This window comes from Streptomyces huasconensis (assembly GCF_021028635.1).
GTDB classification, from domain to species: Bacteria; Actinomycetota; Actinomycetes; order Streptomycetales; family Streptomycetaceae; genus Streptomyces; species Streptomyces huasconensis.
The window spans coordinates 6466961-6482781 of record NZ_CP086119.1 but is presented as its reverse complement, the minus strand read 5'-3'; the positions used below and the strand labels follow the sequence as shown (position 1 = coordinate 6482781).

Sequence of the window (15821 nt, the reverse complement as noted above, 5' to 3'; positions counted from 1 at the left end):
CCTCAACCTGCAGCAGCCACGCGCTCCTTACCAGTGGCACACCAGGACAGTGCCTCGCAGCCCGTGCAGTCGTAACCGGGCCGGGGCACCGCGTCGTAGCGGGTCTCGGCGGCCCAGGGCACTGTGTACGAGGCAAGGACGGTACGGGCGCGCTCGACCGTGGCCTCATCGCCCGGGTCGAACTCTTCAAGGGACACCCCGTCCGGGCGCAGGATCTCCAGTTCCACGCGGGACCGTCGCGAATCGCCGCCGAGCACGCCGGCCGCCAGCAGCAGTACCGAGAGGGCGAGCTGCGGATGCTTTTCCAGCAGAACGGACCGGCCGCCCGGTGGAAATGCGCTGGTCTTGGTCTCGCGAACAACTACGCCGCCGCGTTCCTCGTAGACCAGATCACACGAGGCGATGACCATGACCTCAGACTGCGGGTCGTGGGCCATCACTCGGTGCTGCGGGCGGAAACGCGTCGCCGCCGGATTGTCGAGCGGGCACCTGGCCCGGTGGGCCCGTAGCATGCCAAGGGCGGGGGCCAGCTCGTCGTCCGTGAGGCCGGGCAGGTGTGCGGGCAGAGGCACTTCGCGGCACGGCGGGGCGTCCGCCGAGGCGTGGCGGGCGTTGAGCCAGCTGTCGACGGCCCGGCCTCTGCGCACGGCCTCGTTCTCCTGAACGGGGTTCGGCAGCTTGAGTACGCGGGTCAGGTGGTAGCGGGCGGGGCAGTCGTGGTGTGCTCTCAGGTCGCTGACCGATACCGTGCGCCGCTTGCGAGGCCGCATGGGAGGCGGAAGCGCGAGGAGAGCAGGCGCCCGCGGTACGACGGAGCACTCGGGTAACACCTTGCAACCCGCGCAGTGGGCACCGGCGATGCGTTCGCGGCTGTCGAGGACACGGCCGAGCCGGGGCACGACGTGCTGTTCGTGCAAGGCCGTGATCTCTTCAGCGGTCCAGTCCGCGGAGGCGTCGGTCTCCGTTGTGCGCAGAAGACGGACCCGGCCTTCGGTGAGGCCGGCGGAGTAGACCCGGACGCGTTCTGGCCGCGGCGGTGGCGCCGGGTGCCTGAGGGCTGGGGAGTGATGCTCGAAGGAAGGGATGCGGGCCGGGATCCCGTAATACAGGACAGAGGCGACAGCGGCGAGTTCGGGCAGCGGGAGTCGCTCTTTGGCATTTCCTTTGGTGGGAATCACGAGTTCACGCAGCCTTGCGTCGTCCGAGACGTACTGCCTCCCCCAGACGGTGCGCTCGTAGTCGGTGATGCCGCGCTTGTCGGGTTCCTCGAGCGTGCGGAACGCGATCCATGCGTCCGGGGCGCGGAACGTGCGGGGGACGTCGGCGCCGTTGCGGCTTTCCTGGTCCCTGCTCCGGGCGTCGAGGTAACGCTCGGCGGCCGCCACCGACCAGGTCACGTGCTGCGGCAGGCACCGGGACCGCGTCGGGCGACATCGTTCCAGGGCCTCTTCGATGCTCTGCGCCGCGCCGGACTCCAGTTGGTCGAGCAGTTCCTGCACGAGCGCGAATGGGAACTCCTCGCGTGGGGTCTTGGACGGAACCCGTTTCGCAGCGAACACGTCGCGGCGGACACTGAGAGCACGGTTCATCGGACAACCGGGCTCCTCGTCGCGCAGGTGACGGACCGGGATGCGGGCCAGGCGCCCGACGCCGACCGTACCGGGAGGGTTGTCCCAGGGCTGCACGGTGCCGACTCCTTGCAGTCTCGACGGTGAGGGCATCACCGTGACAGAGCTCTGTGAACAAAGTCAAGGCACACAAGAATCTCCTGTAGCTTGATGTCTGACGGTTCGCCAGGAGAGGCAGGGAGTGTGCGTGGTGGAGCCATGGCCGGCGGGGAAGAAGCTCGCGGGCAGATTCAGCCGCGCCGGCGAAGGCGCCTGGGGTGGCATGGGGGTCGTCTATCGGGCGACCGACGACAGGCATGCTGAGCGGGCTGTCGCGGTGAAGTTCCTGTGGCCTCGAGATCCGGAGGCCACCCTGCGCGGGTACCGGACTCCCACCCCACAAGAGTTACGGCGTTTCGACCGCGAGTGCGAAATGCACCAACGCTTCGGTGGCCGGGGCGTGCCAGCCTTCGTCCATGCAGATCTCTCCCTGCCGCGCCCGTACCTCGTCACAGAGTACGTCGATGGCCACGACCTGCATGCTTTTCTCACTCGGAACAGACCCACCCTGTCGGCCACAGCGAGTGTGATCGTCCCGCTGCTGGAAGTGCTCGGGCGGGTGCACGGCGCGGGCGTGGTGCACCGGGACGTCAAGCCGGCCAACATCCTGCTGGCCCGACGCGACGGCGTCGTATACCTCACCGACTTCGGCATCGCCCTGCCGAAAGATCCGGCGGCCACCCGGTACACCAACGGCCGGACGCCCGGCACGATCGGCTACATGGCCCCGGAGATCCACCGCGGCGAACGCAACCCGGGCCCGGAGGCCGACCTCTACAGTGTCGCCTGCATCGCGTTCCAGATGGTGACTGGACGGCTGGTCTTCGAGGCCGGCCACTCCGACTACGACTTGGCCCGCCTGCACTGCGAGGAGCGGCCGCCGCTCCTCAGCGACGATGTCCCCGGCCTGCCGTCCGAGATCGTGGACATCACTGACCGTATGCTCGCCAAGTCCTCCGCCGATCGGCCGCCTCTGGAACTGGCGCTTGAGATCTGGCGGCCCCTGCTGCCCTCGCCGGGCGACCCCGCTCCCCGCCCCGCCCTCGACCCGGACCCGACGCTGCCCCATCGCGCCCCGGAGACCGCTGCGGCGCCGCTCTCGGAAGCATCACCGATGGGTCCGCGCCGCCCTCGGGTACATCGCCGGCCCGTCGGCGGTCCCACCCGGTCCGCGCTACGGAATCTGTGCGCCGAGGCCGAGATGGAAATCGAACGCGGCGAACCGCACAAGGCCGTCGACGAGCTGACCGCAATGCTGGTGCGCGCCGAGCAGTGCCTTCCTGGGGCGGTGCGCGAGGTGCAAGGCGCGCGCCTCGTCGTGGCTCGTGCTCAGATGCTGCGCGGAGAGACTGCCTCCGCAGGCCGCATCTGCCGGGATGTCGCCAGGCGGCTCGCGGACGCATCGGCCGGCACGGATACCGGTGAACTGCGAGCCCGGGCACGGCTCGGCGCGGTGCAGGTGATGACTGCGGAGGGAAGCCCGGTCCAGGCGGTGGCCGAGACCTGGCTGAATCTGGCCGAGGAACTCGCGTCCTGGCCCGGGACGGGACCATCCCGCCAGACCGTGGAATTCTGCCGAGAAGTGGGAGTCGAAGTGAAGGAACTTGTTCTGGACGCGAGGAAAGGTGAAGTGTCCCCGGCGCTGCTCGAGGCAATCTGCAAGCTGCTGGACCGCCTGCCAAGGCCAGCTTGACGAGCTCCGCGGAAACTGGGGCCCGGCCTCTGCCGGACCTCGCCACTCACTCCTCCGTCAGCCTGCCCTGGGCCAGCATCTCCGACAACATGGCGGCGAGCACATCACCGTGCCTGCCCAGGTCGGCCACCGCCTCCCGGAACCGCACGAGTCGGCGGTGGACCTCCCCGATCCGCCGCTGCTGCGTCGCCGGCGCGCGCAGGACGCGCAGTCGGCGTACGTCGACCCGAGAGGAAGAGGAGGCACGCGTCCCTGCTCGCTGGTCGTTGCCTGGCGCGCTCAGACACGCGGCGAGGAAGAACGGGTCAAGCAGTGCAGGGTCGGTCCGCAGCCGGACGGTATGGGCACCGAGCAGTCGCGGTCCGGCCGTCTCGACCCAGACGTCGAATCCGCCGGCCGCGGTCACGACCACGACATCGCCGAAGGACGTCAGAACCCCCTGCCCCTCAGCCTCCAACTCGGCGGCCTGCGCCGCGGCAACCCATGGCTCCTCACCCCGTACGGCCCATGGGGTGACGACGCGCAGAGCATCCTCGGCCTGCGCTCCCTGCTGGATCAGATCGTCAGCGAGAACCTTGCCGGGCGTCACGTCCAGAGCACCGGAACGCTCCAGATCACCCACGAAGATGTAGCCGAAGTCGTCCGGTACTGCAGGGCTCGCCTCGTGCTCGCGAACGGCCTTGGCCGCATCGTCCATGTCCATCAGCGCCTTGTCCCAGCCGGTCCAGGCGCGGCGCAGTTCCACCGGCCCCAAGGACCGGTCGGCCACGGTGCGGCGAGAGGGCGTCAGGTCGGTCTCATCGCCGAGCAGTTCCGCGGTCGGCACCCGTGTGACGCCAGGTAGGTCACTGCCACGCAGGGCCGCCACGGTGCGCTCACGCAGACCGTCCCAGTCGACGGCCATGCCACGACCAGTGAGCGCGGTTGTCCGGCAGTCCGCAGCGTCGACGAAGGTTACCTCGTGCGCGGGGTTTTCACGGGGCGTCGCCAGCAGCCACAGATGCAACCCCACCCCATGCGGCGGCGCGCTCCCGGGCGGCAGCGCGACAACGGCTCGCACGGCTCCGGTGCGCACCAACCCCGCGCGGATTCGCCGTCCGGCCCGCCGCGAAGCGACACCCGGCGGTAGGACCAGCACTGCGACTCCCCCAGGTTCCAGCACGGACAGGCAGTGCTGCACCCACGCCAGCTCAGGCTCGGTCCGTGGTGGCGTGCCATACGTCCAGCGAGGATCGGTCGCCAGTTCGTCGTGTCCCCAGGCACGCTCGTTGGACGGTGGATAGCTCAGAACCACGTCTGCGCGGGAGGCGTGCCGCAGGGGGGCATCAAGCAGTGTGTCCCCAGACTGTACGTGTCGCTCACAGCCCGGGAATTCCAGAGCCAGTCTGGCTCGGGTCAGGCGAGCGACAGCAGCATCGTTGTCGACACCTTCCAGCGCAGGCGGAGGTACCTGCCCCGACCATCGCCGACCGGACGCAACCAGGAGCGAACCCATTCCGCACGCAGGGTCCAGCACCCGACGCACCGGCGCACTGCCGTCACGGAGTTCGGCCGCCAGAGCCACCATAGTGTCGGCCAGTTGGCGGGGAGTGACGATCAACTGACGTACGTGGACAGCGTGCCAACGATCCAGCAGCACGGCGAAGGCTTCCTTCGACGACTGGCGAAGGGCTAGCCGCACGACCTCGTCCGCCAACTTCCGGTCGGCAGCACTGGGTTCCGGGGCTCCACGCGGCGGGTTCATCGCCGGGGTCGCCAGGCGCTCCCCCGCTGAGGCCAGTAGATGAGCCATCCCGTCCCGGTCGCCGAGGTCCTCGATCCGCGGCCAGAGACGGTCCCAGCCACTGGAGGACTCGTCGATCTTGCCGTGTCGTAGAAGCCAGGACTCCGCATCCGCCAGGGAGAACATGGGACTGGCGTCAGTGCCGCCGACCGGCTTCGGGAAGTCGCTGTGCCGCCGCCTCCAGTTGCTCACGGCGGCACGACCGACTCCGGCAAGCCGCGCGATCCCTGCAAGGCTGAGCGTGACCGGTTCATCGTGCTGCTCCATGGTCTCTCGTTTCAGGGATGGTCTAGCTGGATATGGCAGGCAACGATGCACTCGCGGCACGCTGCAGCCTGCGAGTGAAGCCTACGCGTTGACTCTGTCAATGTGCTCAGGCTCAGGATGCACGAGAGCCGTGCCCGGCAGCGAGCCGCACGCACCGCTGTCATTCCCGACGCCATGCCCGCTCCAAAGCAGATGCCACAGCGGAAGGGCAGTGCCTGGATTCGGCGGGCTCTCCGTCTGGACAGCTCAGTGCGTGGATCCCCGGCTACTCCGCCACCAAGCTGCTCGTGCCGTAGCGCTCCGGGGCTCACAGAACCCTCGTGCGGTTCGTTCCGGCCGTGCGCACGTTGAGCGTGCCGAAGGCATGACCGGGTCCCCGGCTCCGGCTGGATGAATGGGGCCCGGCAGAAGCGCCCGCTGGCCGACCCTATCGTCGAGGCCACCGGGGACAGCCCGTGGACAGCTTCGCCTCAATCATTGTCACGCCTTCGAGAACATCATCGCGGTCCCCTTAGCCGCCCGTTCAAGAGTCGCCACTCACTCCACATGATGCGTCGTCGGCAACACGTCGGCCCACTGCTCACGCGGGCGTCAGCGTCCGCCTAGACGCTCCGGTCCATCGGGACTCCAACCCCTGAGAAATGGCTTGAGTTCCTCACGCGTGGGCTCATGGGTGTTCGGCAGTCCTGGAAGCGGAGTCAAGGGGTCGATTGACCTCACGTACTCCCTTGCCCACTCCAGCCACAGTCGAGCTGAGTCCAGAGCCGACTCGTCCGCAACACCGTTCAGCTCGCCGATGCGATGTTCCAATGCATTGCAGTACGCACTGAGGGCAGCGGCCTCCTGCCAGCGCGTAGCCTCTTCACACAGCGCCTGGGCAAGCTGTTCACGGACAGCTTGTTCCTTCGCCACATCCATGGCCGCTTGCCAACGAAGTCCGCGCGCTAGGTGGGCCTGCTGCTCCTCCTGCCTACGCCGAGCGTCCTCTACCGCCCGCGCCTCGATCTCTCCAAGGATCAAGCCCAGGGCTTCTTCGAGTGTCCGGGTCTTCCGATCCCGCCAGCGACCGGGCCGACCGGTCAGGCCATGGGCCAGCTCCACGACAAGACGAACGGAACGCTCCGGATCTGTGGACTCCGGGAACTCCTGTCTGACGGTGACGGTATACGCGAAGCCGTCGACAGCGACGTCCACTCCGCCCTCGCGCGGGTAGAAGGACGACCCGGCCTTCCGCACCTCGTACCCTCGCCGGACCGCCTCAGCCGCCAGTCCCTGCAACAGCAGGAGCGACCTACGGCGCAGCGCAGACGGCATGACGAGTCGGCGCTCGTCGTCTTTGAGCGCGGTCACGATCGGATGGAGGTTCCCCAGTCGTGAGGGAACGGGAACCGGATCCCCGCCCGCCTTCGGCCGTTGACTCCGCGCGTTGGGGATGCGGGCCATCCGCAAGGAACAGCTCCAGCCCCGGCCCACCGTACGGAACCTTCTCAATGCGCTTGCCCGCTGGTTCCAGGCCGTGCCGTTTCGCGTAGTTGACGACGCGCCGCCACTCCGCGACCTCGTCGTCATCAGGGTCGGTGATCCGAACGCGGCCCTCGGCGACGAGCCGCTCGATCAGCTCTTGAGCCTTCGCCCGCCGGGCCCGCGCGACGGGCCTCTCGCTGTAGGGCGTCCGAGGGCTGGCGGGTACTGCCGGCTCGCTGCCACCAGCGACCGCAGAGTCGTCGTCGATCATCAGGGCCCTACCATCCCGCAAGACATCGGCCGAGCGCCAGTCACTCGACATCCAGGCTCCACCACCCTCGCTGGAAACGAGGCCGTTCGACTGCCCGTACTGCCGTACAGAGCCGAAAGGCACCCGTCAGCAGTGGGAGTCCCCTGGGACTTTTCTGGGACTTCCGGCCCCATCAAGCGGCACGAGCGTGAAACAGCTGAAAGGTCATTCGCGCAGCTCAGCGACCACACGCCGCTCATCGCGGCAGGTCACCGCGTTCACTGGTCTCTTCCGCGACATCTGATCGGCAGGAGTGTCGTGCCCCTAGGAGATGAGGGGCACGACACTCCTAAGTGCCTGCTGACCTGCTGTTACACACTTGCAGTACCCTCCATTGATCATCGCTGTTTTTCATCACCTTGTGCAACGTGCGTGCAAGATGATCTTGAATTGGTGACGAGGCGTCAGAGATATCTGAGTGCCCGTCAGCCTTCACGGAGAGTGCTCGCCACAGGGGCCTCGCAATGTCCGCACCGACGGTGCCACTGGCGTTTCTAAGATTCGCAGTTCGGTCCTTTCCGTGCACGCGCATCAAGCGCACTACACCGCTACAGCCAGTTCCAGCCCGAACCTCCACGCGCACCGGCGCTTCTTCGATCATCCGGCTGCCCCCACGTCCGGGTCGGCGACCTGCTGACCGAGGCGCCCGCCGACAGCATCCACGACACCCCTGCCCGGGAGCACGTCGAGACGAGCAGTGAAATGCGCACTGCCGTCGTCGAGCCTGCCGGCGGGATGGGAGGGCGGACGCCTACGTCAAGGCTGGCAAGGCCATGAAGGGCACCAGCGCGGACATGTCCGTCAAGTACAAGGAGACGGCGCGGGGCGGGCTCGCGGTGAACATCATTGAGTGCTAGGCGGGATGGGCTCTGACCAGTGCGTTTGTATCTTTCAGTGCTGTCAGGGCCTTCCCTGCTTACGCGGCGGACAGTCCCCGGAAACGCCCTGGGACAGACGTGAAAGTCCCTGGGATGTCCCTGCCTCAGCGTGCTCTCGGCGGCACACCGAACGGCTTGGTGGGTGTCCGCCTCCAACCTCGGTGGCTGAGGCAGGCACACCGCCCTTCCTCTGAATCGCCGACGGCGCTGAACCCGAGACCGACGCATAGCGGGCTCTTGAGCGGTCAGGCTGTCCGGTGGCGACTCGTGCTACGGGGTGTCGTCGTGACACGTCAGACCGCATAGGAGCAACCTCCACTCTGCGTTTCTGGGGCATCCGCGGAGACGCTTCTGGAACGGCTCCAGTGCATGGGCTGGATCAGGCAAGATTGGTCCATCATGAATGATGCGGTGGTTGCACCAGGCCAGCTAGTAAAGGTACGCGGGGAGCATTGGGTCGTCGCCCGCGTGGACGAAAGCCGTCAGCCAGTCGACGAGCTCGCTGCGGCACGTCTTCCGGGGCGGACGCTCGTGACTCTGACCAACGTCTCGGGCGACGACGTGGGCGACAGCCTGACCGTCGTCTGGGAGATGGAGCCAGGCCGTCAGCTGGTTTCGTCGGAAGAGCTGCCCGAGGTTCAGGATGGGCGCTGGGATGATCCGCAGCGACTGGGAGCTTTCCTCGATGCTGCTCGGTGGGGCAGCGTGGCAAGTGCTGATACAGAAACTCTGCAGGCTCCGTTCCGGTCCGGAATCACCGTCTATCCACACCAGCTCGCCCCGGTCGCCAAGGCGCTGTCGATGCCGCGAGTGAACCTCCTCGTCGCCGATGACGTCGGCCTCGGCAAGACGATCGAGGCCGGCCTGGTCATCCAGGAGATGCTTCTCCGCCACCGCGCTCGTCGCGTGCTCGTCGTCTGCCCTGCGTCACTGACCGGCAAGTGGCAAGAAGAGATGAAGCAGCGTTTCGGCCTCGACTTCACGGTCCTGAGCTCGATGACTCTGCGGGACCTACGCCGTACTCATGGTCTGGGCCAGAACCCGTTCTCTGTCTTCCCGAGGCTCATCATCAGCCTGCAATGGTTGAGGAGCCCCATCGTTCGACGCCTGCTCGACGAGGTCCTCACAGAGGAAACAAGGCACCCGGGCTTCTTCGACCTGCTGGTAGTCGACGAGGTGCACCACTGCGCGCCGCCGGCGCCGCAGCGCGGCAAGGGATACGCAGTCGACAGCAAGCAGACGGAAGCCGTCAAGCGGGTCAGCGAGCACAGCCAGCATCGGGTGTTTCTCAGTGCGACCCCGCATAACGGGTACTCCAACTCCTGGCAGGCTCTGCTGGCGATGCTCGACCCGCAGCGCTTCACCCGTGGCATGACGCCCACAGAGTCTGCCCTTGAGGAAGTGATGGTGCGCCGCCTGAAGGATCAGATCAAAGACGACGAGGACAACGGCCTGTTCCAACCTCGGACGAATCGCGCCATCCCTGTGACGTATTCACCCGCAGAGATCCAGGTCCAGCAGCTCCTTGAGGCGTACCGGACCGAGCGCCTGGGAGAGAGCGCCACAGCGGTCAAGGCGAATGATCTCGTGACGTTGATGTTGAAGCGACGGCTGTTCTCGTCTCCTGCTGCATTCACACTGACACTCCGCAGTCACGCAACTGCAGCTGAAGGCTACGGCCAGGCCACGCCCCCCGGCGGTGACGACCTGGCCTGGCTCGACGAGGCAGCCGACTGGGACCAGGAGACGGAGGACGACGAGCCTGGCAGTGTTGGTGAGCTGGAACTTCTGACCCGGATCGCAAACAGCACCGGTCCCCTTGGGGGTAACTCCCGCACCACACTCGAGGAGCTGCTCGCTTGGGCGGATGTTCACGGTCAGAAGACCGACAGCAAGGCCGAAGCGCTGGTCGCCGAGATCCAGCGTGTCTTGACCGCGGATCCGAGCGACCGAGTGATTGTTTTCACGGAATTTCGTGACACCCAGACCTACCTCGCGGACATCCTCAACGCGCGTGGGCTTGGCGGCGAGAAGCTGGAGCTGCTGTATGGCGGCATGGATCCGAAGCGTCGGGATGCCGTCAAGCTTGCGTTTCAGGCAGCGCCGCACCGGACGCCCGTGCGCATCCTTCTCGCGACCGACTCTGCGAGCGAGGGCATCGACCTGCAGAACTACTGTCACCGGATCATCAACTACGACATCCCGTTCAACCCGAACCGGCTGGAGCAGCGAATCGGACGTGTGGACAGGCACGGCCAGCGGTTCCCCGTGGACGTTGCACACTTCGTCGGTACGGACTGGGAGAACGCCGAAGCCAAGTCATACAAGGGTGACCTGGAGTTCCTGTCCCGAGTAGCCGTGAAGGTCGCCACAGAGCGTGCCGATCTAGGCAGCATCAACCCAGTTCTCGCAGCTGCTGTGGAAGCTCAACTGCTTGGTCGCCCCATGCTCGTGGACCCATTTGAGGTAAAGCAGAAACCGTCGGCGAGCATGCTGAAGGCCGAGCAAGACGTCCGCGCACACACCCAGCGGCTTCGGAAGCAGCTATCACTCAGCGAACGACGGCTTCACGTATCCCCGGTGAACGTACGACGCGTCGTCGACGTCGGACTGGCGATGGCTGAGCAGCAGCCTCTCGTCGACCTCTCCGGCGGGCAGGTGGAGGTCCCCGACCTGAAGCGCGGCTGGGAGCGGACTGTCACTGGTCTCGAAGATCCGTTGGATCATGTACGGCGCCCTGTGGTCTTCGACGGCACCCTGCTCGAGGGGCGCGACGATAGTGCTGTCCACGCACATCTTGAGCATCCTCTCGTGTCTCAGTGCGCTCGGCTGCTGCGCTCCGCCATGTGGCAAGGCCACTCCAAACTGCACCGCGTCTCCGCGGTGACCGTCACACTGCCCGAGGACTGCGGCATAACCGACGTGTTGGCTGTCGCCTACGCACGCCTGGTCGTCGTGGGTGCAGACGGCCGCCGTCTGCACGAGGAGATCATGCCCGTAGCGCGCGCCGTGCCAGCCTCGGGCCGCTCCCGCGCAGTAGACCTCGGCCAGCTCAGGAAGAATCCCCGCGAGGACGACATCAAGGCGAGGCTGCGGCGTGCGCTAGAAGACGGCTTCGCTCCCGATGCCTGCCGGGAGGCGCCGGCGGCAGCTCTCGCCCTCGTGACCGAGGCATGGCCAACACTGGCCGAGCGATTCGCCAAGGATGTACGGGAGGCTGCTCGCGCCCGACTCACCGACCTTGAGACCGCACTTACGGATCGCCAAGTGAAGGAAGTTGAGCGGGTGAACGCAACGCTCAGTCAGCTCGAGGAATCGTTGCAGCGACTGCTCGCCGAACCATCCCGGGCATTCGTCCAACTGTCGCTCGATGAGTTGCAGCAAGTCGAGCAGGATCAGATCGAGCGGGATGTTGAAGCGATCCGAGCTCGGCTCGATAGCCTGCCAGGCGAGCGCAGGCGAGACGTAGCAGAGGTAGAGCGGCGTTACGCGGGCCTCCGCGAGCTCGTGTTTCCGTTCGCTGTGGCCGTATGCGTGCCCGAGGGCTGGGAGGAAAACTGATGGCTCCCCGTCGGAAGAAGTCCGCCAGCACCGGAGTCACCGAGGAAATCCGGGCTCGGCATGCCTGGCTGGAGCTCCTCCAGACCTCCGGGCCCTTCCTCGCCTTGCCCGTCGTCCATGAGGCGTTGCCGAATGGCTTGACAGAGGTGCCCAAGGAAACGCGCGCGCTCATGCGCGTTCGCGTAGAACAGATGATGAGCGATGGTGGCGTGAGTCGACGCGATGTCGTTCACGCTGTGCTGCACAACGCCCTGGACTGGCAGGACAGCCTTCTCCTCGACGATGGCATTCCGGCCTCTCTCGCCGTTGCCCAAGCTGGTCTTGGAACCCCCCTCCGTCCGGATTTCGCCTTCCGCGCCGACGTAGTCGGCAGGGATGAGCAGGATACGGATGAAGAGGACGACGAGGACACTGCAGAGGAGGAGGCCGACGGCGAAGAACCTGATGCCAAGAGCACCGGTGCAGCCGACGGCCTAGAGGACGAAGACCTCAACAATCCCTGGAAGTTGCTCGGCACTCTTTTGCCTTGGGGTCAGCATCCGCTCGATTCAAGAGGCGGTGCCTCAAGTCCTGTTGACCGCCTGGCGGCTCTGTTGCGTGCCCGCAGGGTGCCCATCGGTGTAGCGACCGACGGGCGGTGGTGGGCCGTCGTCTGGGCGCCGATCGGGGGTTCTACTGGCGTCGGCATCTGGGATGCGTCCCTGTTCAGCGCCGAACCAGACCTCTTCGCCGCCTTCGTCGACTTCCTCGGTCGCTTCCGCTTCCTGAACGCGGAACTCGACAAGACCCTCCCTCGCCTCCTGCGCGCCAGCCTGTCACGGCAAGAGGAAGTCACCGAGACACTAGGCAGGCAGGTACGGGACGCAGTCGAACTACTGGTCGCCAGGTTTGATCAACTCGACCGAGACAGCGAAGGCGACCTGCTCCGAGACGTGACCGACGACGACTTTTACTCCGGTGTCGTCACAGTGATGATGCGCGTGGTCTTCCTCCTCTTCGCCGAAGAGCGCCGTCTCCTCCCCAGTGATGACGACCTCTACGCCAGCGGGTACTCCGTCGGCTACCTGGTCGAGCAACTGCGCACACGCGAGAAGTACGCAGGTCAGCAGGCCCTGGCCCACCGGACCGCGGCATGGCACCGGCTGCTTGCGGTGACCCGGGCCGTTCACGCAGGCGTTGCGCATGAGGATCTGAGGATGCCGGCCTACGGTGGAGAGCTCTTCGACCCGGATCGCTACCCGTGGCTGGAGGGCCGCGTTGCGACCGCCGAGGGCAACACACCTAGCCACATGGACGCCGAGCCCCCTGCGGTGGACGACTTGACGGTTCTCAAGATGCTTGAGGCTGTTCAGTTCGTGACGATTGATGGCGCGACCCGTCAGCTGACCTTCCGCTCCCTCGACGTCGAGCAGATCGGCTATGTGTACGAGGGGCTCCTTGAACTCGAAGTACGCACCGCCGAGGAAACGATGGTTGGACTCGCTCGCCCCGCGAAGTGGCCCAGCATCAAGGGTGCCGAGGTCAAGCAGCTCACCTGTGAGGTGCCGTTGGCCGACGCGATCTCCAAGCGTGCCGAGTTGGGCGATGCCAAGTTCGCCGGCTGGTTGAGCGAGTACAGCGTTTGGAAGGCCCAGAAGATCCAGACTGAGCTGGCTAAGGCTGTTGCGAGCGATCAGCTGGACGACCTGGGTCGCGTGGTCGGATCAGGCACCCAGGACTTCACCCACGCTGAATCGCTGCTGCCAGTGATAAGGCTCGACCACCGCGGTTGGCCGGCAGTCACCCCAAAGGGAGGCCGCTACGTCACGCGCTCGTCGCGACGCGCATCCTCTGGAACGCACTACACCCCGCGCCGCTTGGCGGAAGAGGTCGTGAAGCACGCGGTGGATCCGTTGGTCCACCGTCCCGGCCCGCTGCAGACGGGCGACGAAGATGCCTGGGAGCTTCGCCCCTCGGCGGAGATCCTCACGCTACGCGTAGCGGACATCGCGATGGGTTCCGGCGCATTCCTTGTGGCCACGTGCAGGTATCTCGCGGGTAAGTTGGTCCGGGCCTGGGAGCTGGAGGGACGACGGGACGCTCTACTCGCCGCAGAAACTCGCTACGGCAATCGTCTAGCCTCTGACAGCGAAGTTGACGCCGTCCAGCTGGAGGCCCGCCGTCTGGTGGCGGAGCGCTGCCTCTACGGCGTGGACATCAACCCACTGGCCGTGTCTATGGCCAAGCTCTCCATGTGGCTGATCACCATGGACCGGGAACGCCCATTCGGCTTTCTCGATGACCGGTTCGTGTCGGGCGACTCGCTTCTCGGCCTGACCAGTTTCGCTCAGCTCGAGGCCATGCACGTCGACCCAGTGGCCGGCCGCCGCCTACACCGAGGAACGATCGATTTCTCGGAGGAATGGCGAGCCACGGTGCAAAAGGCAGCGACTCTGCGGCGGCGGATTACTACGCTACCTGCGGTTACCATACGCGATATTGAGCACAAGGCGCGTCTGCTCGGGCAGGCGCGAGCGGCCGAATCCTCTCTCTTGGTTGTAGCCGATGCACTCACTGGTGTCGGCCTCACCGCCGCCCAGGTTACCGGCAAGAAGCGAGACACTCTATTCGCTCAACTCGCAATGCAGATTGCAACCGCCAGCACCGATGACTCACCACTCTCAATCCTGGCAGAGAAGAGTCTAAATGATGGACGACCGGTCGGGGCGGCCCGACGCACCCCGCTTCACTGGCCGCTCACCTTCCCCGAGATCTTCGGAGACACTAATGCGCCCGGATTTGACGCGATCGTCGGCAATCCCCCATTCCTTGGCGGGAAGAAGATCTCAGGCCCCCTGGGCGCCGATTACCTGAAATGGCTCCAGCAATGGGATGGAAGCGGGGTTACAGGGAGCGCCGATCTAGCTGCACGGTTTGTCCTACGCGCTGAGAGACTGCTCAACAACAACGGTCAGCTGGGCCTTGTCACCAATAACACCGTAACGGAGACCGTGACACTTAAGGTGGGTCTCGAGCAAGTCGCGAATAGGCTCCACCTCTGGCGTGGAAAGTCTAGCCATCCATGGCCGACCAAGAGCGCAAGCCTTCAGATCGTCGAGTTCTGGATGAGCCGCGAGAAACCGCGGGACGGAGCCGCCCTTTGGCTCGATGGTGAGAGAGTCCCATCAATTGGCCTCGACCTCGAGGTCCCCACGACAATCCCCGGCCGACCCCACCCCCTTTCAGCTAATGAAGATCTCGCATTCATTGGATCCATCGTTCTCGGCGACGGCTTCAACCTGACCGAAGACGAACGAGATCTGTTGGTTCACAAGAATCCAGAGAATGCCAGACTCATCGATGAATACGTAATCGGCAAGGACCTGAACAGACGCTCCGACTTCTCGGCCAGTCGATGGGTGATCAATTTTCATGATATGAGCCTTGCGGAAGCCGAGCAGTATCCCGACTTGATCGATATCGTGCGAAGGTTGGCCAAACCTCAGCGAGACAAGAATAAGAAGAAGCCGTATCGCGAGAATTGGTGGAAGTTTGCCGAGCGATGCCCTGGGCTCTACAAGCGGATCCGCGGCATGGACTACGTCCTCGCCATGTGTCGGGTAGGAAACACTCTCATGCCTGCACGCGTAGCCACCGGGCCAGTTTTCGAAAGCAGCTCTGTAGTTTTTGCATTCGCAGACTTCGCCCATCTCGCATTGCTCTCATCGAGTGCGCACAGCTCTTGGGTGATTCGCTATACGTCAACCATGCGCACCGATATTCGTTACAGCCCTAATGCCGTGTTCGCCTCGTTTCCCCGGCCAGAACCTCACAGATTTCCATCCGAGTGGTCGCGATTGGATTCCCTCGGGGAGCTCTTGAATTCGAACCGTCGCGAGTTGATGCGGTCCCGAAATTGGGGCCTCACCACGACTTACAACAAGGTTCGCGATCCCTCAGTCACCGACCCGGAAGTTGTGGCGCTACGAGACCTGCACGTGGAGATCGACCACGCGGTCCTGGCTGCCTACGGCTGGACGGATCTCGACCCCAGGGTCGGTTTTCACGAAACCAAGATCGGCGTTCGCTGGACCATGGAGCGGGACGTCAAGTACGAGGTAATCGATCGCCTGCGGACACTCAACCAGGAGCGCTTCGACGCGCAGCCCAAGTAGCTGACGCCTGTACGCAGGCCAACTGTCAGACCCATCCCATAGCA

Annotated in this window: 6 protein-coding genes and 1 pseudogene; 4 read left to right on the top strand and 3 right to left on the bottom strand. The window is 65.3% G+C overall.

Annotated features, from left to right (window positions below):
* Positions 1-2 precede the first annotated feature (2 nt).
* On the bottom strand, positions 3-1685 hold the full coding sequence (locus J2N69_RS29040; protein ID WP_230903315.1) for a PD-(D/E)XK nuclease family protein: 1683 nt from the start codon (positions 1683-1685) through the stop codon (positions 3-5).
* Positions 1686-1815: 130 nt separating this feature from the next.
* Between J2N69_RS29040 and J2N69_RS29035 the strand changes: the two genes are divergently transcribed.
* Positions 1816-3360, top strand: a complete 1545-nt coding sequence (locus tag J2N69_RS29035) for a serine/threonine-protein kinase (RefSeq protein ID WP_230903314.1) — start codon at positions 1816-1818, stop codon at positions 3358-3360.
* 46 nt (positions 3361-3406) lie between these two features.
* Here the strand turns inward: J2N69_RS29035 and J2N69_RS29030 are convergent, their stop codons facing one another.
* Complete coding sequence (locus J2N69_RS29030) at positions 3407-5410, bottom strand: N-6 DNA methylase (protein WP_230903313.1); 2004 nt, start codon at positions 5408-5410, stop codon at positions 3407-3409.
* A gap of 591 nt (positions 5411-6001) precedes the next feature.
* The gene (locus tag J2N69_RS29025; RefSeq protein ID WP_230903312.1) at positions 6002-6760 is read right to left on the bottom strand and encodes a hypothetical protein; all 759 of its coding nucleotides are present in this window, start codon (positions 6758-6760) and stop codon (positions 6002-6004) included.
* Between the two features lie 1140 nt (positions 6761-7900).
* Here J2N69_RS29025 and J2N69_RS36725 point away from each other — a divergent pair.
* From J2N69_RS36725 to J2N69_RS29015, 3 genes and pseudogenes are all read left to right on the top strand, one after another.
* A pseudogene (locus tag J2N69_RS36725) lies at positions 7901-8041 on the top strand (L-serine ammonia-lyase); the annotation flags it as partial.
* A gap of 420 nt (positions 8042-8461) precedes the next feature.
* Complete coding sequence (drmD, locus tag J2N69_RS29020) at positions 8462-11623, top strand: DISARM system SNF2-like helicase DrmD (RefSeq protein ID WP_230903311.1); 3162 nt, start codon at positions 8462-8464, stop codon at positions 11621-11623.
* Positions 11623-15777 carry a BREX-1 system adenine-specific DNA-methyltransferase PglX gene (locus J2N69_RS29015; RefSeq protein WP_230903310.1) on the top strand — a complete coding sequence of 1385 codons (4155 nt, stop codon included), beginning with the start codon at positions 11623-11625 and terminating at the stop codon, positions 15775-15777. The genes drmD and J2N69_RS29015 overlap by 1 nt, the downstream gene beginning before the upstream one ends.
* Positions 15778-15821 lie beyond the last annotated feature (44 nt).

Coding starts and splice junctions, on each gene's coding strand:
- J2N69_RS29030 (WP_230903313.1), bottom strand. CDS start 5,410: ATGGAGCAGCACGATGAACCGGTCACGCTCAGCCTTGCAGGGATCGCG.
- drmD (WP_230903311.1), top strand. CDS start 8,462: ATGAATGATGCGGTGGTTGCACCAGGCCAGCTAGTAAAGGTACGCGGG.
- J2N69_RS29015 (WP_230903310.1), top strand. CDS start 11,623: ATGGCTCCCCGTCGGAAGAAGTCCGCCAGCACCGGAGTCACCGAGGAA.